This is a genomic window from Chitinibacter fontanus, assembly GCF_013423785.1.
GTDB lineage: Bacteria > Pseudomonadota > Gammaproteobacteria > Burkholderiales > Chitinibacteraceae > Chitinibacter > Chitinibacter fontanus.
On the sequence record NZ_CP058952.1, the window covers coordinates 321,125 to 340,572 of the forward strand.

17 protein-coding genes are annotated in these 19,448 nt (G+C 49.5%); 8 read left to right on the forward strand and 9 right to left on the reverse strand.

Going from position 1 to position 19,448, the window contains the following annotated elements:
* Nucleotides 1-2: 2 nt before the first annotated feature.
* Both HZU75_RS01485 and HZU75_RS01490 read right to left on the reverse strand, forming a co-directional pair.
* Nucleotides 3-773: an HAD-IIA family hydrolase gene (locus HZU75_RS01485; protein ID WP_180307453.1), complete on the reverse strand. Its 771-nt coding sequence runs from the start codon at nt 771-773 to the stop codon at nt 3-5.
* Between the two features lie 65 nt (nt 774-838).
* Nucleotides 839-1,147: a nucleotide pyrophosphohydrolase gene (locus tag HZU75_RS01490; RefSeq protein WP_180307454.1), complete on the reverse strand. Its 309-nt coding sequence runs from the start codon at nt 1,145-1,147 to the stop codon at nt 839-841.
* Nucleotides 1,148-1,212: 65 nt separating this feature from the next.
* On the opposite strand from HZU75_RS01490, the gene HZU75_RS01495 reads away from it, so the two are divergent.
* Both HZU75_RS01495 and HZU75_RS01500 read left to right on the forward strand, forming a co-directional pair.
* On the forward strand, nt 1,213-1,482 hold the full coding sequence (locus HZU75_RS01495; RefSeq protein ID WP_180307455.1) for a hypothetical protein: 270 nt from the start codon (nt 1,213-1,215) through the stop codon (nt 1,480-1,482).
* Entirely contained in the window at nt 1,482-2,057 is a 576-nt protein-coding gene (locus tag HZU75_RS01500) for a lysophospholipid acyltransferase family protein (protein WP_180307456.1), read from the forward strand. Before HZU75_RS01495 ends, HZU75_RS01500 begins: the two co-directional genes overlap by 1 nt.
* 74 nt (nt 2,058-2,131) lie before the next feature.
* Here the strand turns inward: HZU75_RS01500 and HZU75_RS01505 are convergent, their stop codons facing one another.
* Together HZU75_RS01505 and HZU75_RS01510 are read right to left on the reverse strand one after the other, a co-directional pair.
* The gene (locus tag HZU75_RS01505; protein WP_157670506.1) at nt 2,132-2,335 is read right to left on the reverse strand and encodes a cold-shock protein; all 204 of its coding nucleotides are present in this window, start codon (nt 2,333-2,335) and stop codon (nt 2,132-2,134) included.
* Between the two features lie 224 nt (nt 2,336-2,559).
* Nucleotides 2,560-3,195 (reverse strand): YceH family protein, encoded by a 636-nt coding sequence (locus HZU75_RS01510; protein WP_180307457.1) that lies wholly within the window; start codon nt 3,193-3,195, stop codon nt 2,560-2,562.
* 90 nt (nt 3,196-3,285) lie between these two features.
* On the opposite strand from HZU75_RS01510, the gene HZU75_RS01515 reads away from it, so the two are divergent.
* Complete coding sequence (locus HZU75_RS01515; protein ID WP_180307458.1) at nt 3,286-3,801, forward strand: DUF3617 domain-containing protein; 516 nt, start codon at nt 3,286-3,288, stop codon at nt 3,799-3,801.
* On the forward strand, nt 3,798-4,919 hold the full coding sequence (locus HZU75_RS01520; RefSeq protein ID WP_228028151.1) for an HD-GYP domain-containing protein: 1,122 nt from the start codon (nt 3,798-3,800) through the stop codon (nt 4,917-4,919). The genes HZU75_RS01515 and HZU75_RS01520 overlap by 4 nt, the downstream gene beginning before the upstream one ends.
* A 65-nt stretch (nt 4,920-4,984) precedes the next feature.
* Here the strand turns inward: HZU75_RS01520 and HZU75_RS01525 are convergent, their stop codons facing one another.
* The 4 genes from HZU75_RS01525 to HZU75_RS01540 form a co-directional block, all read right to left on the reverse strand.
* Nucleotides 4,985-5,728, reverse strand: a complete 744-nt coding sequence (locus HZU75_RS01525; RefSeq protein ID WP_180307459.1) for a S4 domain-containing protein — start codon at nt 5,726-5,728, stop codon at nt 4,985-4,987.
* 48 nt (nt 5,729-5,776) lie between these two features.
* Nucleotides 5,777-6,178 (reverse strand): alternative ribosome rescue aminoacyl-tRNA hydrolase ArfB, encoded by a 402-nt coding sequence (arfB, locus tag HZU75_RS01530; RefSeq protein WP_180307460.1) that lies wholly within the window; start codon nt 6,176-6,178, stop codon nt 5,777-5,779.
* A 68-nt stretch (nt 6,179-6,246) separates the two neighbouring features.
* Nucleotides 6,247-7,689: a pyruvate kinase gene (gene pyk / locus HZU75_RS01535; RefSeq protein WP_180307461.1), complete on the reverse strand. Its 1,443-nt coding sequence runs from the start codon at nt 7,687-7,689 to the stop codon at nt 6,247-6,249.
* A 254-nt stretch (nt 7,690-7,943) separates the two neighbouring features.
* On the reverse strand, nt 7,944-9,374 hold the full coding sequence (locus tag HZU75_RS01540; protein ID WP_180307462.1) for an MltF family protein: 1,431 nt from the start codon (nt 9,372-9,374) through the stop codon (nt 7,944-7,946).
* A gap of 108 nt (nt 9,375-9,482) precedes the next feature.
* Between HZU75_RS01540 and HZU75_RS01545 the strand changes: the two genes are divergently transcribed.
* The 3 genes from HZU75_RS01545 to HZU75_RS01555 all read left to right on the forward strand — a co-directional run bounded on the left by HZU75_RS01545 (nt 9,483) and on the right by HZU75_RS01555 (nt 16,000).
* On the forward strand, nt 9,483-11,402 hold the full coding sequence (locus HZU75_RS01545; RefSeq protein WP_180307463.1) for an ATP-binding cassette domain-containing protein: 1,920 nt from the start codon (nt 9,483-9,485) through the stop codon (nt 11,400-11,402).
* Between the two features lie 109 nt (nt 11,403-11,511).
* Nucleotides 11,512-14,298, forward strand: a complete 2,787-nt coding sequence (locus HZU75_RS01550) for a PAS domain S-box protein (RefSeq protein WP_228028245.1) — start codon at nt 11,512-11,514, stop codon at nt 14,296-14,298.
* A 112-nt stretch (nt 14,299-14,410) separates the two neighbouring features.
* Nucleotides 14,411-16,000: a peptide chain release factor 3 gene (locus tag HZU75_RS01555; RefSeq protein WP_180307465.1), complete on the forward strand. Its 1,590-nt coding sequence runs from the start codon at nt 14,411-14,413 to the stop codon at nt 15,998-16,000.
* An 87-nt stretch (nt 16,001-16,087) separates the two neighbouring features.
* Here the strand turns inward: HZU75_RS01555 and HZU75_RS01560 are convergent, their stop codons facing one another.
* Nucleotides 16,088-17,347 carry a D-amino acid dehydrogenase gene (locus tag HZU75_RS01560; RefSeq protein ID WP_180307466.1) on the reverse strand — a complete coding sequence of 420 codons (1,260 nt, stop codon included), beginning with the start codon at nt 17,345-17,347 and terminating at the stop codon, nt 16,088-16,090.
* 235 nt (nt 17,348-17,582) lie between these two features.
* Here HZU75_RS01560 and HZU75_RS01565 point away from each other — a divergent pair, with 235 nt between their 5' ends.
* Nucleotides 17,583-19,430: an ATP-binding protein gene (locus HZU75_RS01565; RefSeq protein WP_180307467.1), complete on the forward strand. Its 1,848-nt coding sequence runs from the start codon at nt 17,583-17,585 to the stop codon at nt 19,428-19,430.
* The last annotated feature ends 18 nt before the right edge of the window (nt 19,431-19,448 follow it).

The window sequence follows — 19,448 nt, forward strand, 5'->3', positions numbered from 1 at the left end:
CTTTACAATGATTTGAAATCAATTTCACCGACATGGTTAAACACATAATCGGGCTTATAAGGAAAATCATTGAGCATATCGGTCGTGGTCACACCAGAAAGCACCAGCGCAGTTTTCATCCCAGCCTCCATCCCCCCAACGATATCGGTATCCATCCTGTCACCAACCATAACGCATTCTTCCGGATGCACACCCAGTTTCCTGCTAGCCAACATCATCATCAGCGCGTTTGGTTTACCGACGATATACGGCTTCTTACCAGTGGCGGCTGAAATCGCAGCCAGTATCGTGCCAGCAGCCGGCTCGTTACCCCCTTCCACTGGATCGATCATATCGGGGTTCGTACCGATAAATTTGGCACCATGATCAATAAAGCGCACGGCTTTTTTCAATTGCTCAAAGCTGAACGTCGATGATTTGGCGACGACAACATAATCAGGATTTGATTCGGAAATCGAAAAGCCCACGTTATACAGCTCGTTGATTAAACCACCACCGCCGATCACATAGACTTTGGCCCGCTCTTTTTGTTGGCGCAAAAACATCGCGGTAGCCATCGCACTGGTGATGAAATTATCTTCTGTCAAACCATGAATACCCAGAGATTCGAGCTTGAGTTTCAAATCCAGTGGCGTTTGCTCTGCATTATTGGTTAAAAATAAAAACGGCGTTTTATCAGCCAATAGCTTTTGCACAAATTCATTTGCGCCAGCAATTAACTGCTTACCACGGTAAATTACACCATCCATATCGGAAATTACGCTGGTTACCATCAAATACTCCTACTGGGTATCATTCTGAAATTTAATAAAATACTAAGAAATCAGCACATACATGATTATTTTGCGGGATATTTCTTCGCGTTTAGCTGCATTTTATGCAAAATAGCCTCTTCCATATCTACACCCAACTCATCGGCCAGCCGCAGCATATACAGCATCACATCAGCCATTTCTTGTGCAATAGGGGAATGCTCATCAACATCCAAATGGGCAGCCTGTTCAGGAGTGAGCCATTGGTAATGTTCAACCAGCTCCGCCATTTCTACTGACATGGCCATCACCAGATTTTTGGGATTATGATATTTACGCCAATCACGCTCGTCGGCAAATTGACGGACTTTGATCGAGAGTTCGGCTAGATTCATGGGTTTTTTAAGACTTTGTGGGCAGTAATCCGTAGAATACGCCCTCTATACAAAGGATAACCAGCATGACGATGAAAAAGTACGAATTAGAAAAGCGCAAAGCAGAAAAACTACACAATGATTTATACGGTGCCAGCACCCCTGACCGCTTCGCGGCTGGTGCGGTACTTGATAAAAAAGAGCAACGCAAACTCGATCAAGCCAAAGGCCTTGTTCCATTTGCCTGCAAACTCAATCAAGACCTCATTAAAGAACTACACGCTCTCTGCGCCGAGCGTAATGTAGGTATTAATGATTTGATGGACGAACTAGTACGTAAAGGCTTAGTTGGCTAATGCAGCGCACGATTTTCGATTCGCCGATTTTGCGGCATATCTTGCCTGGATTGGGCCGGCTGATGCTTCGGATTTTTGGCTGGAAAATTGAAGGCGAGTTTCCTGATCTACCAAAATACATACTGATCGGCGCACCACATACCAGCAACTGGGATTTTCCAGTCGGGATTGCCATTTGCTTTGCACGCCAGCAAAAAGTCTACTGGATGGGCAAACATACCCTATTTTGGGGCCCTTTAGGGCCGATTGCCCGCTGGCTGGGTGGCATCCCTGTTGATCGACGCAAATCAAATTCGCTGGTCGAGCAAATGGTGCACGTCTATGGCGAACATGAACGACTGGTAGTTGCGATCCCCCCCGAAGGAACTCGCAAAAAAGTCGAGAAGTGGAAAACCGGTTTTTACTACATCGCACTGGGTAGCCAGCTGCCGATCGTATTAGGTTTTATCGATTTTGGTCGTAAAGTGGGCGGCTGCGGTGAAGTGTTTTACCCTACTGGCGATATCGAAGCCGATATGGCAAAAATACGCGCCTTTTACGCCCCGATCAAAGGCAAAAACCCAGAAAACCAGTAAATCAAATTGCACACATAAAACAAAAAACCCAGCTTTTGCTGGGTTTTCTACTTACTTAAACAAGCAACTCTGAATTACAGAGGTTGGATGTTAGAAGCTTGTTTGCCTTTAGGGCCAGTAGTTACTTCGAAAGAAACTTTTTGACCTTCAGCCAAGGTTTTGAAACCTTTAGACACGATTTGAGAGAAGTGAGCAAACAGATCTTCGCCGCCTTCGTCTGGAGTAATAAAGCCGAAGCCTTTAGAGTCGTTGAACCACTTAACGGTACCTTGTGCCATTTTTCGTATCCTAAAATGCGGAATAAATAAAAGATGCACGAAAATCAAGGGAAAGCACTGCGGTACGGCAAGGCCACTACGACACACACATCCACTGCTTGAAGATCCTGCGGTTGATATATTCGCCGAGCGCGGCAGCGCTGGCAAGCGTTTTTTGCATCAAAACCACAAAAATTGAGCAAAATCGCATAATTGCGACGCGTTTTTCCGCTAAGCGTGAATTTTCACTCGCCCAAGCGAGTTTTAAACGCAGCAAACTCGGTTTGCAGCGCCGCCAAGGCCGTTTCAAGCTGCTCGACTCTTGCAAGCAAGGCAGTGTGATTGGATGGCGCAGCGCTCACCACAGAGGCACTCAAATCGACTTCACCGGCAAGCAGATGAGCCCAACGCGATTCACGAGCCCCTGGCTGACGTGGTAGTAATGTGACTAATGCAGATTCGGCTCGCTCAGCCAATTCTGCCAAGAAAGCCTCAATTGCCGAAATATCGGCGAACCGATGCAAACGCTCGCAATTATTGCGTAACTCACCAGCCGTTTGTGGGCCGCGCAACATCAGCACCGCTAACACCGCCACTGATTGACTTGGAATTTGTAATACTTTGCCAAATTGGTGACTATAGCGCGCAACGCGGCCACTTAGATGATCAACTACCCAGCCAGTGGCTTTAAGCTCATCAAGTGCTTCGAGCACTTCAGACTCAGTTAACTCCATTACCGGTTCGCGGCTACTTTTTTGATTGCAACCGGCCAACAGGCTATTCAAAGTTAAGGGATAGGTATCGGGCACGGTGCGTTCTTTCTCGATCAACACCCCTAAGACACGCACTTGCACTGCGGACAATACTGAAAACTGCGTCATACCAAATACTCCAAAAAAGACACTTGAGCGCCGCTAGCAGCTATAAACAAACTCAATACCAGCTATCTTACCGCTTTATTGGACTCAACGATGAAATCTACAACCGCAAATAAGCGACGCCAAACCTGCGCCCTAGCGCTAAGTCTGTTTTTAATCAACATCACCACAATCGGCTGCGTCTCGGCGGCAGAATTCCTCCCCAAACCGGGTCTATGGTCGATCACTAGCGAAATACCGGCGGAACAGAAAGCTGCGCTGGCCAAGATGAAATCCAAAATTACTGTTCAATCGCGGCAAAATGGTCTGAGTTTTGACGCGGATGCGGGCACAGTTACGCTGGAGCAGTGCCTAGATGCCGCTAAGCTCAAGCAATGGCACCGACTTGGTTTAGAAGAAAATCTGTATTGTGAGGCGCCCGCTATGCAGCAAAAAGGGCTCCACATCAGCATTGATGTGCGTTGCAGCCAACCGAAACCCGCCACCTTGCACAGCGAGATTGAGTTTAGCGCCAATCGGGAGCAATATCGTTTTGACCATTTAATTCACGCAGACGGCACGGCGATGCACCTCAAAGGACAAGCCCGGCGCCTTGGAGATTGCCCATGAGCAGCCCGATCGAAATTGCCAGTGTTGACCTGATTAATCCGCAAGTGGAAGACTGGAATTCATTTCAAGACTTTCGCGATGCCTTGGCCGATCACGCACCGGAAATTGAAACGCTAGTCGCCAAACTAAAACAGGCGCCAGAAGATCGCGTCATTATCACCAATTTATTTCGCGAGTTTCACAATATCAAAGGCGATGCAGGCTTGTGTCGGCTGCCATTTGTGATTCCGATTATTCATAGCGCCGAAACCTTGCTCTCCAGAATGCGCGATGGGGAGATTATCTGCAGCGATGGCTTGGCAGAAATTTTTTTACTGACGCTGGATCGGATTGAACAAGCCATTGATTTGCTGGCTGAGCGGCAACCTCTAGCACCGCTGGGCCTGCTGTCTCTGGCCAATGGGCTGGACAGCCTATCGCGCCAAGCCGTCGCCGAACTGGATGCGGCGACCATTCGGCTGATTGAAGCGGTAACCGGATTTAAGCCCGGTAGCGCACTGAATAAAGATTTTTCACCCAGCACTCAGCAGCGCAGCAGTAATGAATTGCATCAGGATCTGGTGTTTTTCCGCGAGCTGGCGCTGCAGCTGGAAGCGCGCTCACCGCTGTTTCAAGGGCGCACCGAGCGTAATCTGAGCTATGCGCTGGCAACCAACAAAATCGCCGGTAATCGCGTCGACCCTGAGCAGCTGGAGGCAGCGGTTTATTTACATGATATCGGCATGATGTTCTTGCCTGAATCACAATGGCTCAAACCAGAAAAGCTCTCCGATGAAGCTAAAGTGGCGCTGCAACGTCACCCTTTATGGGCGGCCGAAATCGCCAATCGCTTTGTGGGCTGGCAGCAAGCAACGCAGATGATCTTGCAACACCACGAGACCGTGATCGGTAGCGGCTATCCCAATGGCTTGGGTGAAAAAGACATTTGCGATGGTGCAAAGATTTTGGCGATTGTCGACGCTTTTGAAGCCATCTTGCTCAAGCACAGCCACCGTGGACAGCAAAAATCGACCTTGCGCGCAATCGCCGAAATTAACGCTGGGGATCGGCAATTCTCGGCGCCTTGGGTCAAGGCATTTAATCAGGTGATCCGCAATCAGATTGAGACGAATGCCTAAATACTGGGTATAACTCTGTAGATTATTATCTACCTAGCCTACAGAGCTATACCCAACAAACCAAATCAGATTTTCTCGTGCGGCATTAAATAACGCCACTGCCCTTCTGGCAAATTACCCAGTGGCAAGCGCGCAATGCGGTGGCGTTTATAGGCTTTGACCGTCAGCTTGGCTACATCACACAAATCGGGCACGACGCCCTCGGCATTGGCGCGTATCACCATTCGTAACTGTTGCTCGCTTTGGCGACTGGTTTTCCAACCCTTGATCGGCTGCTCGTCAAACATTTTGACGGCATTCATCGCGTCAATTTGCTCGCTGCTGGCCACTTGGTTTAACCAGACTAAATATTCCTGCTCAAAATCATTCACCTGCGCCAGCTTTTGAGCCAAACGCTGATCTTGGGTCAAAATCACCAAGCCGCTGGCATCGGCATCTAAGCCCAGCGGTGTCACCAAACGTGAGCGATGTTTTTTAAGCCAGACAATGCCGGAGCGATCGTCTGCAGCACGCTGCTCCGGGACAAAAAATGACGTAAATTCTGCACCTGGCCATGCCGCAATGCCCACTGGCTTATGCCACAGCACAGTGATTTTATCGTTGGGCGTTAGTGCGCTACTAAGTAAATCGACCTCAACAATCTTGATTTCCTGATGCGGTAAGACCCGGCTTCCTAGTACATCGACGATTTGGCCATCGACCATCACCCGCCCCTCGGCGATCAGCACATCGGCTTGGGTACGTGAGCAAAGGCCCAATTCCGCCATACGTTTGGATAGGCGGACTGCTGCTGGATTATCAGTGCTCATGGTGCGAATCTCATTGCTAAAACGCTATTGTACGCGCCTTGAGCCCATTCAATCGATGCGAACTTTCCCGCGCAATGATTTTATTGAGCCACGCTGGTTCTTTTTATCCATTCGGGTTTGTTGCGAACCCCAGCTGGGCTTGGTGGCTCGTCGCGCTTTGGGGCGATAGGCCACCTGATCAATCAAGGCCTGCAGGCGCTGCAGCGCTTCATAGCGATTGGCTTCCAGACTGCGTGAGGCTTGCGCCTTGATAATGATGACGCCCTCTTTGCTAATCCGCTGGTCTGGCCACTGGAGCACACGCTGCTTTAGATCATCAGTCAAACTGCTGGCCCGAATATCAAACCGCAGATGCACTGCATTGGAGACCTTATTGACATTCTGCCCGCCCGCGCCCTGCGCCCGAATCGCGGTGATGACAACCTCGTCTTGATTGATGAGTTGGCTCATCCAATTATCCTCTACATACGAAAACAGCCGACTTTAGTCGGCTGTTTGATTCTTGCGGCTTGGAATGCTTAAGCGCGTTGGCCTTGAGCAATCTGAATAATCCGCATAGTGTTAGCACCGGTATTCACACCATTGCTTTGCGAAGCCAGCGTGACAATCACGCGATCACCAGGTACCACTTTGCCAGTGCGCAGCAATTCTAGTTGCGCGTAAGCCACGTGAGCTTCGCGATCTGGACCGAGCTTCGCATCCACCATAATCGGCGTAACGTGACGGTATAGCGCCAGCTTGCGGTAAGTATTTACTTCTTGGGTAAATACATAAATAGGCACCCCAGTGATATAACGCGACAGCCACAACGCTGAAGCACCCGAATGTGAAATACATACGATGGCTTTCACGTTCATGTTGCTGCTTGCATATACCGCTGACATCGTCACGGCGATATCGATGCGCTCGAAGTCGCTAACGTTATCGAATTCGCCTTCAATTTTGCCTTCGCCCGAACGCTCAGCTTCAAAGCAAGTACGCGCCATCGCTTGCACGGCTTCGAGTGGGTATTTACCCGCAGCCGACTCAGCCGACAACATTACCGCATCAGTACCATCAAGGACCGCATTGGCACAATCGGAAACTTCAGCACGCGTTGGTACTGGGCTAGTAATCATTGATTCCATCATTTGCGTCGCAGTGATGGTCAATTTGTGTTTTTTACGCGCCAGTTTGATCATGCGTTTTTGCAGCGCAGGAACCGCCGCATCACCCACTTCAACCGCCAAATCACCACGCGCCACCATAATGCCGTCTGAGGCATCAAGGATTTCTTCCAGATTGGTAATCGCTTCAGTGCGTTCGATTTTGGCGATCAGCAAAGCATGGCCACCAGCAGCGCGGACCAAAGTGCGCGCCATATACATGTCGGCAGCCGATTTCGGGAATGACACCGCGATGTAATCAGCTTCGAGTACAGCAGCAGTTTTGATGTCTTCCATGTCTTTGGCGGTCAGTGCTGGCGCAGTAAGACCACCACCTTGACGGTTAATCCCTTTGTTGTTTGACAAAGGGCCGCCCACGGTTACCGTAGTAAATACTTTAGGGCCAACAACTGAATCCACAACCAATTGAATTTTGCCATCATCCAGCAGCAAGACAACACCAGGCTCAACATCATTCGGCAATTCTTTGTAATCCAAACCGACTGTGTCTTGATTACCCAATTCGCACTCTGCATCAAGAACAAATTTAGCGCCTTTTACCAGCTCGATTTTATTCTTTTCAAATTTGCCAACGCGGATTTTTGGGCCTTGCAGGTCGGCCAGAACGGCCACAGATTTACCCAGTTTATTGGCAATTGCGCGAACGGTTGCTGCACGATCAATATGATCTTGCGCGGTACCATGCGAGAAATTCAAGCGGACGGTATTCACACCAGCCTGAATCAGGCTTTCAAGTACTGCTGGGTCTGTAGACGCTGGGCCAAGCGTGGCCACAATTTTTGTGCCGCAATGCATAAAAAGAAGTCTCCGAAATAGAAAGCGGGGTTGTCAGGCAGAACAATACGCCACTTAGCGAGCGAAATACATGATTTAAAGCAGGGAAAAAGCTAAACCTGTAATTTTTTTTAACATTTTTTTTCGAAACAAATCACAAAACTTGAACGCAACAATCACGTAGTTTTACTACATATCTATAAATAAACTAATGGTAGAGCAGCCAAAGTCGTCCAGCCTCCGTATGCCTTTTGGGCTTAGGGCTGGCTAGGGGGCTATTTAGGCTCGGATTTTTTCTGTTTCCCTTGTGCTCGCTCTGCGGCCTGATAAGCAAGGTAATAACGATTAACTGTAGAAACATAATCAACCATTCCTTTACTCACTGAACTTAAAGCAATCTGCTCAACATTTCCCACCCAGACATTTGGGTTAAGGCCTTTGGCTTTGGCTGTTCGCCTTAATTGCGCCAAACGCCCTTCACCTGCGTTATATGCGGCGATCATGAAATACAGCTGATTTTCCTCGCTCACCCCTTCGCGATCGTACATTTTGCGCAAATAGTTTAAATATACCGCCGCAGCCGACACATTACCTTCAGCACTATGGGGATCTTTCACCCCCATCGCCCGAGCGGTCGATGGGTGAATTTGCATTACTCCCGTGGGCCCATTTGCGCGTATCACCGGCATTAATTTGGATTCTTTTTGCCCAATTGCTGCCAGTAACAGCCAATCTAGATTATTAGCAGCAGCCGCAGCCTGAAACACTGGGGCAAAAATCGCTAGCTTATCCATTGAGCTTACCTTAGTGCTTTGCTCAACTTTACCGCCGGTAATTAAAAACCGCCGCGTCAACTCTATGGCTTTTTCAATCCCAACTCGGCTAGTACTGGCAATATATTTGTTCAAGTCTTCCAATAGAGCAGGCTGAGTATTGCTCACTGCCCACACTAAAGGCACTGAAGTATTTAAACACTCACCCAACTTCAAGTTAGGATAGGTCGCAGACCACAACCTAAAAACTAGCCGGCTGCTCAAGGTTTGTATCGTCAAATTGCTATCGATGTCACGCAACAGCATCTCAGGGCTTACGCCGACGGCTGGCTCATTAAACTCAACGGTTTTGTCTTCTTGGCTCAGCAATCTGCGTCCCAAGCTTGCGGTACTCAAAGTGAGCGGTTTTTGGCTAAGTGCATCAAAACTTAAGGGGTTGTCACGATGGCTTAGTAAACACCATTCATCCTTAGCGTATGGCTCGGTTAATAAGGCTAGCGACTTTAAACCTTCATTAAATGGCATTAAGCCGGCGGCAATATCGCCACGCCCTTCTCGTAATGCAGGAATCAATTCACCAGCATCGACCGGAATAAACTGTAATCGTATCGGAGGTAATTTTTTGCTACGTCGGCGATTAAGTTCAGACTCAAACCCCTGCAGCATGGCAAATTCAAGGCCGTGCGGTTTACCATCTTTCAAAAAATAGCTTGAAGGGCCTAAGGCGACCAAGACGCGTAAACGATTTGGCGGATTGCTGGGGTCATAAGGCGTAGCGGCACTTAATTCAGAAGGTGTCGTCAAGCTTGGGTGATGGCTGTTTGCTGCCGCAACGGGCGTTTTTTTCTGTTTTGCAGCGCTGTTTTTTGCCCACAGCATCGTTGGCTGAACAAACAAAAAACTCCATAAAAACAATGCCAAAATTCGCCTCATTAAGGCCCCCTCACATTTAATTTGAGCTCGATTCTATCGTGCGCCATGTCAATGTCCAAACGTAAGCCGTATAATTGCGCCTTAGAAAAACACAGCCCAAGTAAACTCATGCCATTGCTTATCGTAGAAAACGCCCACCTCGCCTTTGGTCACTGGCCATTATTGGATGGTGCCAGTCTGGTGCTCGAACCCGGCGAACGTGTCGGTTTAATTGGGCGCAATGGTGCGGGCAAATCATCATTACTCAAGACCATTGCCGGTGTGAATAAGTTGGATGACGGCGCGATTCGCCTGATTAACAACGCCAAAATGGCGTTTGTTCCGCAAGAACCAGTGTTTGATTCTAGTCACACTGTGTATGAAGCAGTCGCAGAAGGTTTGGGCAATGTCCGCCAATTATTGGTCGATTATCATGCTGCCATTCATGATCTGGATGATTCAGAAGTGGGCATGCAGCGTCTTTCTGAATTGCAGCATGAATTAGAAAACCAAGACGGCTGGCGGCTCGATTCTCTGATCGCCAATACAATGTCGATTCTAAACTTGCCTCCCGACACCTTGGTTAGTTCACTCTCTGGCGGCTGGAAAAAACGCGTGGCCTTGGCTCGTGCCTTGGTCACCGAACCAGATATCTTATTGCTTGACGAGCCAACCAATCACCTCGATGTACAAGCCATTGAATGGTTGGAAACTTTGCTGAAAAGCTTTGCTGGCAGTGTGTTATTTATTACCCACGATCGTAGCTTTCTCGACAATGTCAGCACCCGCATTATCGAACTCGATCGCGGCAATATCGTTAGCTTCCCTGGTAATTTCTCGGTCTATGAAGTCAAAAAAGCCGAGCTGCTGGCGGTCGAGGAAACGGCCAATCGCCAATTTGATAAAGTCCTCGCTCAAGAGGAAGTATGGATTCGTCAGGGCATTAAAGCGCGCCGCACGCGCAATGAAGGCCGCGTACGCCGCCTTGAAGCATTGCGCCGCGAACGTGCGGCACGCCGCGAGCGCGTAGGTAATGTCTCGTTCCAGCTCGATGCGGGCGAGCGTAGCGGCAAGCTGGTGGCCGAGCTGGAAAACGTCAGCAAGTCGTATACTAATCCGGATGGCAGTGAAAAGGTACTAATCAAAAACTTCACAACCCGCCTGTTACGTGGCGACAAGATCGGCTTGATCGGCCCCAATGGCGCGGGCAAAACCACGCTACTGAAAATGATCTTGGGTGATTTGCAGCCTGATACCGGTAGTGTCAAGCAAGGTACCAACTTGCAAGTGGCTTACTTTGACCAATTCCGTGAGCAACTCGATGAAGAACAATCGGTTGCCGATACGGTTGGTCAAGGCAATGATTACGTCGAAATCGGCGGTCAGCGCAAACACATCATCGGCTATCTGGAAGAATTCCTCTTCCCTGCCGAACGCGCCCGCAGCCCGGTCAAATCACTATCGGGCGGTGAACGCAATCGTCTGCTCTTGGCCCGCCTATTTACCAAACCGGCCAATATTTTGGTGCTTGATGAGCCCACCAATGACTTGGACATCGACACGCTTGAATTACTTGAGGAGTTATTGTCCAGCTACACGGGCACCGTCTTTGTGGTAAGCCATGATCGTGCCTTTTTAGATAATGTCGTGACTCAAACGATTGTGTTTGAACCCAATGGCGTCTTACTCGAGAATGCGGGCGGTTATGCCGACTGGATTAGTGCGCGGGCTCGGATGCTGGCAAGCCAAGTTGAATCCAAAAAAGCACCAGAACCAACGCCGGCGGCCAAATCGGTAGAGAACAAGCCCAAAAACAGCCGCAATAAATTGAGTTTCAACGAAAATCGCGAGCTAGAACAAATCCCAGCTCAACTCGAAGCGCTAGAAGCAGAACAGGCGAAATTACAACAATCATTACTTGATCCAGCTATTTATCGTACCGACCCGCTCAAAGCACGCGAAATGCAGGCTAGAATCGAGGAAATTGAGTTGCTAACATTGGAAAAACTCGAGCGCTGGGAAGCCTTGGAGAATAAGAAAAATCTTTGACGCACGCCATTTAGCCTTTCACAAGACACCAAACAATAATATTACTCGTCAAACCCTGCGCGGACTGCGTACGGGTTTGTTGAGTTTTTATGGTGTTATGGTCTTGATAGTGCTGCTAACGCTGGCATGGATCACTGTGCGTGACTATCACCAAGCGATTAGCGAAGCACAGCGCAGCGATCAATCACTCGCTAGGGCCTTGGATGAAAATGCGACGCGGGCATTTGTATCGGTAGAACAAGCGATGCAAAACGTCGCTGAAGACCTTGATCGCCAAGGCGGGGTTGAGAAAGCCGACGAATACCTAATGCACTTGTTGCTCAAAGATAAAGTACGCTTAACACCGCAAATCCGCGGCATTATCACCATTGGCCCCACCGGCAACATTCACAGCCATGGTCTGGAATACCCCGCGCGAAAAATCAATTTAGCAGATCGTACCTATTTCCAGTACCACGGCCTATACAACACCACTAGTCCATTTATTAGCGAGCCGATTTTATCGCGCACTGATGGGAAGTGGCTTATTCCGCTCACCCGCCGCATTAACACCCCAAGCGGGGAATTCGGCGGAGTGCTGCTCTCAGGCATGGAGCCGACCTACTTCCTGAAATTTTACGAGTCGCTTAGCCTACCTAAAGGGGTGTCCATCCAGCTACTGCGCAGTGATGGCATTGTGCTGGTCAACTATCCATTCGATGAAAGCAAGCTGGCCACGAACGAGCGTACCAACAATTCTCTGGTATTTGAGCAACTTCGCCTTAAACGCCACAGCACGATTACCCAGCCCACCGCTCAGGGTGGTGAGCAATTATTAACCTTCATGGTTAACCAAAGCCAGCTACCGCTCATTATCACCATCAAACACGATCTTGATGTCGTTCTAGCCCCGTTCCATGAACAAACCTTAACTCGCATACTGGTCGCATTAGGCTTGATGGCCGTGGTCTCAGTTCTACTGTATATCCTGTTACGCCAAATTCGCCGGGTTGAGGATATTGAGGGACGACTGTTTCTCACCCAGCATACCGTTGATGAATCCCCCGATTTAACACTTTGGTGCGACCATAGTGGGCTGATTCGCTACTCGAATAAGAGTCTGGCCAGCCTATCTGGTCTTAGCCAACAAGAACTACTTAGCCAGCATTTTGTCGATTTGTTCACTGAAATGAACGATCATGATTGGCTGGAATACTGGCAAAAATTACAAGATCAAAAGCAGATCAGTATTGAAAGCCCATTACAGATCAGCAGTGGCGAAAAACTACCGATGGAGTTGACGCTATCACTGATCAAATACCAGCGTGAGGCCTATGTTTGCTGCACCGCACGTGATATCTCATTACGCCGGGTTGCGGAACAAGAATTACGCCAGCACCGCGATCAACTGCACGAGATGGTGCAAGAACGCACCGCAGAGATCCGCACCGTGCTCGATGCCAGCCCATTGGCCATTATGCTATCGATGAATGGTGTAGTGCGCTTGGTTAACCCTGCTTTTGAGCTTCTGTTTGGCTTTGCAGGTAGCGATATCATCGGCACCGAAACACACCACATCTTTCATTCGCCCGAGAAGTTTGACGACATCCGGCAAAAAATCTGGTCACGTATTGCCACCGGCGGCGTTTACCGTGGAGAAACCGAGCTATACCGCCGAGATCATACCCCGTTCTGGGCCATGATTTATGCCAAAGCTTTAGTCGCTGGCGACATGAGCAAAGGCATGATTGCGGTGATTGAAGACATTACTTCACAGCGGATTGCAGCTCAATCGCTACGCCAATCAGAGCGATTAAACCGCACCATTATTGATCAAACTGCCGACGGCTTCTTGCTGATTGATGCAGATCACCGGATTCGTGACGTTAATCACTCGTTCACCCGCCTGTTAGGCTTTAGCCGGGAAACCTTGATTGGCTTAAATCCGCGCTCGATCTGGGGAGATACTTGTACCCCGTTCTTCCCGCAAGACCTTATGGATCTTGCCCTGCAAGAACATACCACCATGGATATTGAGCTTGCCGATCAACATGGGCTTATCCGCCCCTTCCTGATCAATAGTGGCGTGGTACTGGACGAGCAGGAAAACATCGAATACGCCTATGCCTTCTTCACCGACATTGCGCAGTTAAAAGAAATTGAAAAACGCTTGGTCGATGCCAAAGATGCAGCCGAAAATGCCAATATGGCCAAATCATCATTCCTCGCCAATATGAGCCATGAACTGCGCACCCCGATGCACGCCATATTGTCGTTCTCGGAAATGGGCTTAGCCAAAACCAGCAAACTAGAACTCGCCGAAGCACAACATCTGAACCGCTATTACGAGCGCATCAATGCTTCGGGTAAACGTTTGCTCGTGCTGCTAAATGACCTCTTAGATATGTCACGGCTTGAAGCCAATAAGATGACCTATGACAAAGGGAAACACAGCCTGCAATTGATTATTCGGATGGCAATTGCCGAAATGGGCTCGCTATTGGCTGGCAAACAACTACAACTCGAGTTTAATGAAGGCCAAGAAGACATCAGCACGATCTTTGATAAAGCCCGGATCACGCAGGTAATCGTTAATCTGCTGTCCAACGCCATTAAATTTAGCCCTAACGGGGCCTCGATTGATATCCAGATCAACCAGGTCGATTTACTCGATAATGGCGCACCTGCAATTAGTATTGAAGTGCGCGATCATGGCCCCGGAATTCCCGAAAGCGAGCTTGAAACTATCTTTGATAAATTCATCCAAAGCAGTCGGGTACGCATGGGGGGCGGCACAGGATTGGGCTTAGCGATTAGCCGACAAATTATGCTTGATCACGGCGGGCAAATTAGCGCGCGCAATCATCCCGAAGGCGGGGCGGTATTTACAATTTTATTGCCTACTGCACCGGTTTAACTCTACCCGACCACAATTGAACGCCCTGCTACTGAGGCATGGGGAAAGCACCCTATTCTCAGGCTGGCAATTGGCGTAGAATTGCGCGTTTTTCCCCTATTCCATCAAGACCATGCCGGATATTCGCAGTGAAGTGGCGCGTCGCCGTACGTTTGCCATCATTTCCCACCCTGATGCGGGTAAAACCACGCTAACTGAAAAATTATTATATTTTTCGGGCACGATTCAGGCTGCCGGTACGGTGAAGGGTAAAAAAGGTGGCAAGTTCGCCACGTCCGACTGGATGGACATTGAAAAACAACGGGGCATTTCGGTCGCCTCATCAGTGATGCAGTTCGACTATCGCGATCACGTTGTCAATCTGCTCGACACACCCGGCCACCAAGACTTCTCGGAAGACACCTACCGAGTACTGACCGCCGTTGACTCAGCCTTGATGGTGATTGATGCCGCCAAAGGTGTGGAAGCCCAAACGATCAAATTGCTGAACGTCTGCCGCATGCGCCACACGCCGATTATTACCTTCATGAATAAGTACGACCGTGAAGTGCGTGATAACCTCGAATTGCTCGACGAAGTCGAAAGCGTACTGGAAATCCGCTGCGCGCCAATTACTTGGCCAATCGGGATGGGTAAGACTTTCCGTGGTGTTTACAGCATTTTGTCCGATGAAATTATCATCTTCACGCCGGGCCAAGGCCCGCTGGATGAAGTTGAAATCATCAAAGGCATCGACAATCCGCGTCTGGATGAACTATTCCCGCTCGAAATCGAAAACACGCGCATGGAGCTCGAACTCGTGCGTGGGGCTTCACACCCTTTCGATCTGGAAGAATTCCTTGCCGGCACGTTGACACCGGTGTTCTTTGGCTCGGCGATCAATAACTTCGGTATTCGCGAAATTTTGAATGCGCTGGTTGATTGGGCACCTCAGCCATCGGAAACGCACGCGATTCAGCGCGATGTAGAGCCGACCGAAGAAAAATTCTCGGCTTTCGTGTTCAAGATTCAAGCCAATATGGATCCGAAGCACCGCGACCGCATCGCCTTCTTGCGCGTTTGCTCGGGCGAATTCACGCGTGGCATGAAATTCAAGCATTTGCGCCTAAACCGTGAAATCGCCGCCAACTCGGTGGTCACGTTTATGGCACAGGGTCGCGAGCAGGTCGAAGAAGCCTACGCCGGCGACATTATCGGCTTGCCCAATCACGGCAATATTCAGATTGGTGACTCGTTTTCTGAAGGCGAATTGCTGTCGTTCACCGGGATTCCCTACTTCGCGCCGGAAATGTTCCGTATTGTGCGCATCAAAAATCCACTGAAGATCAAGCAATTGCAAAAAGGCTTGCAACAGCTCGGTGAAGAAGGCGCTGTACAGGTCTTCAAACCGCTGAACGGTGGCGATTTGATCTTGGGTGCGGTGGGTGTATTGCAGTTTGAAGTCGTCGCATCAAGGCTTTTGAACGAATACGGTGTAGAGGCCATGTTTGAATCGACACCGATTTACACCGCGCGCTGGGTGTCCTGCGAAGACACGAAAAAACTCGCTGATTTTGAGAAAAATCTGGTCAACAATCTGGGTCGCGATGCTGCAGATAGCTTGGCCTACTTGGCAACCAGCCGCGTCAATCTGGATCTGACGATGGAACGCTGGCCAGAATTGCAATTCCACGCCACACGCGAGCACGCCGTAAAACTTTAAGGCAAAAAAAATAAGGGGTATAGCTACCGAGAATAGATTAATTCTAATCTTGGTAGCTATACCCCTTTTTACATTTATTTGTAACGCTTAAATACCTTTCACAAACGGATAATCCACCTCAGGTGTACGCTGCGCCATCAAATCGGCAATCGCTTTGGCCGAGCCACAACATTCAGTCCACCCTAGCGTACCGTGTCCAGTATTGAGCCATAAGCTTGGATAACGCGTCTGACCAATATACGGCAGATTACCCGGCGTTGCAGGGCGCAAACCGGTCCAGAATTCAGCCTTGTCGTAATCCATCCCACGCGGGAAAATTTGACTAGTGCGCTGGATTAACGCTTTACAGCGAATCTCGTTCAAATCGAGGTTGTAGCCATTAAATTCCGCCGTGCCAGCCACTCGCAAGCGATCGCCCAAGCGCGAGAACACCAGTTTATAACCGTCATCGGTCAAACTCACGGTCGGCGCAAATTCAGGATCAGTCACCGGAATCGTAGCGGAGTAGCCCTTGGCCGGATAAATGTCCAGTGTGATGCCTAGTGATTGCAAATACAGTGGGCTGTAGCTACCCAAGCAGACCACAATCTGATCCGCTTGCAAGTGCTCAACGCCCTCTTCTTCACTGCGCACACGTACCGCTTTGACATCATCGCCTTCGCGAATCAGCGCTTCGATCGCGCAGTCGTAGCGAAATTGCACGCCCATCGCCGTACAGCGATCGGCCAATTCATTAGTAAACTGCCGAGCATCACCCGACTCATCGCTCGGAGTATAAGTGCCGCCCACAATCGGATAGCGCGATTGCGCCAGCGCAGGCTCAATCGCAAGGCACTCGGCCGCGGTTTTTACTTGTCGATCCAAGCCCACTTCACGCATTAGTGCAGCAGCAGGAATTGCGGCCTCATACTCGGCCGGATCAGTGTAGTAATGCAAAATCCCTTCGGTACGCTGGTCATACACCACACCGGTTTGTGCACGCACGGCCTGCAGGGTATCGCGGCTATACAACCCAAGCCGAACTAAATTTTGCAAATTCGATTTGGCTTTGGCCTTGGTGCATTGCTCTAAAAAGCGCAGCCCCCAGCGCCATTGATTCCAATCCAGTTTCAAACGAAACAGCAATGGCGCATCTTCTTCCCCTAGCCATTGCAAGGTTTTCCACGGCGCTTTCGGGTTGGCCCACGGCTCGGCGTGGCACACCGAAATCTGCCCCCCATTGGCATAACTGGTTTCACGCGCCGGTTCTTGAGCGCGTTCAATCACCGTCACATCGTGCCCCTCTTGGGCTAAGAACCATGCGGTTGTCACCCCAATCACCCCTGCTCCCAATACTATGACTTTCATTTGGCGCTCCCCTTGCTATTTGTCGCTATTATGCCGTGCAGATCTGCGGGATCGAAGCAGATTCTGGCGCGATGCTGCGACAGATCAAAGCTTAGTAAATCGCCGAGTTGAAGTTGCTTTACAACACCGCCCTATCAAAGCGCTATCGCATGTCTGAATACATGGTCGGAATAAAAAAACTCGATTAGACTGCCAACATTGTCAAATTTGTCAGCCGATACTTGAAAAACTCTGCATGAACCTGTCACTTCGCCCTGCGGTTATCTTGGCTATTTTGCTTGGCCTGCTGTTGCCAGCCACAATTAATGGCTATTTGAGCATTCGCACCGACCTCACTACGGCCGAAAAAAACATCCGCCTCGATCATGAACGGCTAGTGGAAATCCTGGTATTGGGGATGCAAGAGCCGCTGTGGAACTTGGCACCTGAATCTGGCAAACCGCTACTTGACTCGGTCATGAGTGATCCACGCGTCGTTCGGATTGTCGTGAATGATGCTTCGTTGGGGGTTTTTCTTAGCACCAATCAGCCCGAACGCCGCATTGGCAAGCTATCTTCCCTCTCGCATTTAGTGAGTAAGCAAGGCAATGTGATTGGTAATGTGACTCTGGAGCTGGATGATGGCATCGCCAAACAAGCCATTGAGCGTAAGCAACAGCAATATTTATTCGCCGTATTTGTGCAGGTGTGCTTTAGCCTCGGTTTGATTTTGTTCCTACTCAACTCGCGAGTATTACGCCCACTAGAGAAATTAACCCAACAATCCACGGAACTAGCCAACGATCAGCTAGATCGCCCTTTTATTTGGCACCGGGAAGATGAAATCGGCCAATTAGGTAGCGCGCTAGAACAAACGCGGCAAGCCCTGCGCGATATGATTGGTACGCTGGAGCAGAAAAATCTGCAGTTAGAAGCAGACCTGATGAGCCGCAAGCAGATTGAATCGGCCCTGCGTGTCAGCGAAGACCGTATGCGCCGTTTGGTCGAATCCACCCGCCTTATTCCATGGGATGCCCGCCCGGAAGAATGGCGCTTTACGTACGTGGGGCCACAAGCCGAACAATTACTCAACTATCCACTGTCAGTCTGGTATAGCGAGGGCTTTTTAAGTAGCTATCTGCATCCAGACGATCGGCACTATGCCTACCCTCTGTTTGCTGATGTACATGAACCAGGCCAAGTCTATGAATTTGAGTGTCGCCTGCTCGCAGCAAGCGGCAAAGAAGTCTGGGTGCAAATCATGGCAACGTGTGATCTAGACCCGAACGGACACCCTCATTTACAGGGCTTCTTGTTTGATATTAGCCAGCGAAAACACACCGAAATTCAGCTGGAAAACTACCGCCACCATCTGGAAGATGTCGTTGAGGATCGCAGCCGCGAGTTGGCTACGAGTACCCACGAATTAGAAATTTTGACTAATATTCTGGCGCAAGATTTACGCACCCCGCTGCGCACCATCGATGGCTTTAGTCAGGTACTCGTCGATGACTACCAAGATAATCTCGATAGCAACGCCCGCAATTACCTGCAGCGAATTCGCGGTAGTATCAACGGTATGGCCAGCCGAATTGATGATTTATTGATGCTACAGCAGTTTTCCCGCACTGAAATCAGGCCACAAAATATTGATATCAGTGCCATGGCACATGACATCATGGACGAAATTACCATGCTGCAGCCTGATCGCGCACGTGAGATTTTGATCGATGATCAGATGCAGGCCGATGCCGACCCGCGCCTCATCCGCATTGCTTTATTCAATCTATTAGAAAACGCGTGGAAATATTCTCAAACCAAAGAAATTATCAAAATTTCCTTCGGCAGCACTCACGTAAATGGGCAAATGGTGTACTACATCGCCGATGAAGGGATTGGTTTCAATATGGCTCTAGCCAAAAACCTATTCACACCTTTTTACCGGCTACATTCCCAGTCCCAATACAGCGGAAATGGCATTGGGCTTACCGCAGCACAGCGGATTATTAGCCGGCACGGGGGGCGTATTTGGGCCAAATCTTCCCCAGATGAGGGAACAATTTTCTACTTCACTCTGCCCGCACATTTGCTGCATGCCGCATAATTTTCAACAATCGAACTA

Excerpts from the sequence above, each read along its gene's own strand:
- HZU75_RS01485 (WP_180307453.1), bottom strand. The coding sequence starts at position 773 with ATGGTAACCAGCGTAATTTCCGATATGGATGGTGTAATTTACCGTGGT.
- HZU75_RS01490 (WP_180307454.1), bottom strand. The coding sequence starts at position 1,147 with ATGAATCTAGCCGAACTCTCGATCAAAGTCCGTCAATTTGCCGACGAG.
- HZU75_RS01495 (WP_180307455.1), top strand. The coding sequence starts at position 1,213 with ATGACGATGAAAAAGTACGAATTAGAAAAGCGCAAAGCAGAAAAACTA.
- HZU75_RS01500 (WP_180307456.1), top strand. The coding sequence starts at position 1,482 with ATGCAGCGCACGATTTTCGATTCGCCGATTTTGCGGCATATCTTGCCT.
- HZU75_RS01505 (WP_157670506.1), bottom strand. The coding sequence starts at position 2,335 with ATGGCACAAGGTACCGTTAAGTGGTTCAACGACTCTAAAGGCTTCGGC.
- HZU75_RS01510 (WP_180307457.1), bottom strand. The coding sequence starts at position 3,195 with ATGACGCAGTTTTCAGTATTGTCCGCAGTGCAAGTGCGTGTCTTAGGG.
- HZU75_RS01515 (WP_180307458.1), top strand. The coding sequence starts at position 3,286 with ATGAAATCTACAACCGCAAATAAGCGACGCCAAACCTGCGCCCTAGCG.
- HZU75_RS01520 (WP_228028151.1), top strand. The coding sequence starts at position 3,798 with ATGAGCAGCCCGATCGAAATTGCCAGTGTTGACCTGATTAATCCGCAA.
- HZU75_RS01525 (WP_180307459.1), bottom strand. The coding sequence starts at position 5,728 with ATGAGCACTGATAATCCAGCAGCAGTCCGCCTATCCAAACGTATGGCG.
- arfB (WP_180307460.1), bottom strand. The coding sequence starts at position 6,178 with ATGAGCCAACTCATCAATCAAGACGAGGTTGTCATCACCGCGATTCGG.
- pyk (WP_180307461.1), bottom strand. The coding sequence starts at position 7,689 with ATGCATTGCGGCACAAAAATTGTGGCCACGCTTGGCCCAGCGTCTACA.
- HZU75_RS01540 (WP_180307462.1), bottom strand. The coding sequence starts at position 9,374 with ATGAGGCGAATTTTGGCATTGTTTTTATGGAGTTTTTTGTTTGTTCAG.
- HZU75_RS01545 (WP_180307463.1), top strand. The coding sequence starts at position 9,483 with ATGCCATTGCTTATCGTAGAAAACGCCCACCTCGCCTTTGGTCACTGG.
- HZU75_RS01555 (WP_180307465.1), top strand. The coding sequence starts at position 14,411 with ATGCCGGATATTCGCAGTGAAGTGGCGCGTCGCCGTACGTTTGCCATC.
- HZU75_RS01560 (WP_180307466.1), bottom strand. The coding sequence starts at position 17,347 with ATGAAAGTCATAGTATTGGGAGCAGGGGTGATTGGGGTGACAACCGCA.
- HZU75_RS01565 (WP_180307467.1), top strand. The coding sequence starts at position 17,583 with ATGAACCTGTCACTTCGCCCTGCGGTTATCTTGGCTATTTTGCTTGGC.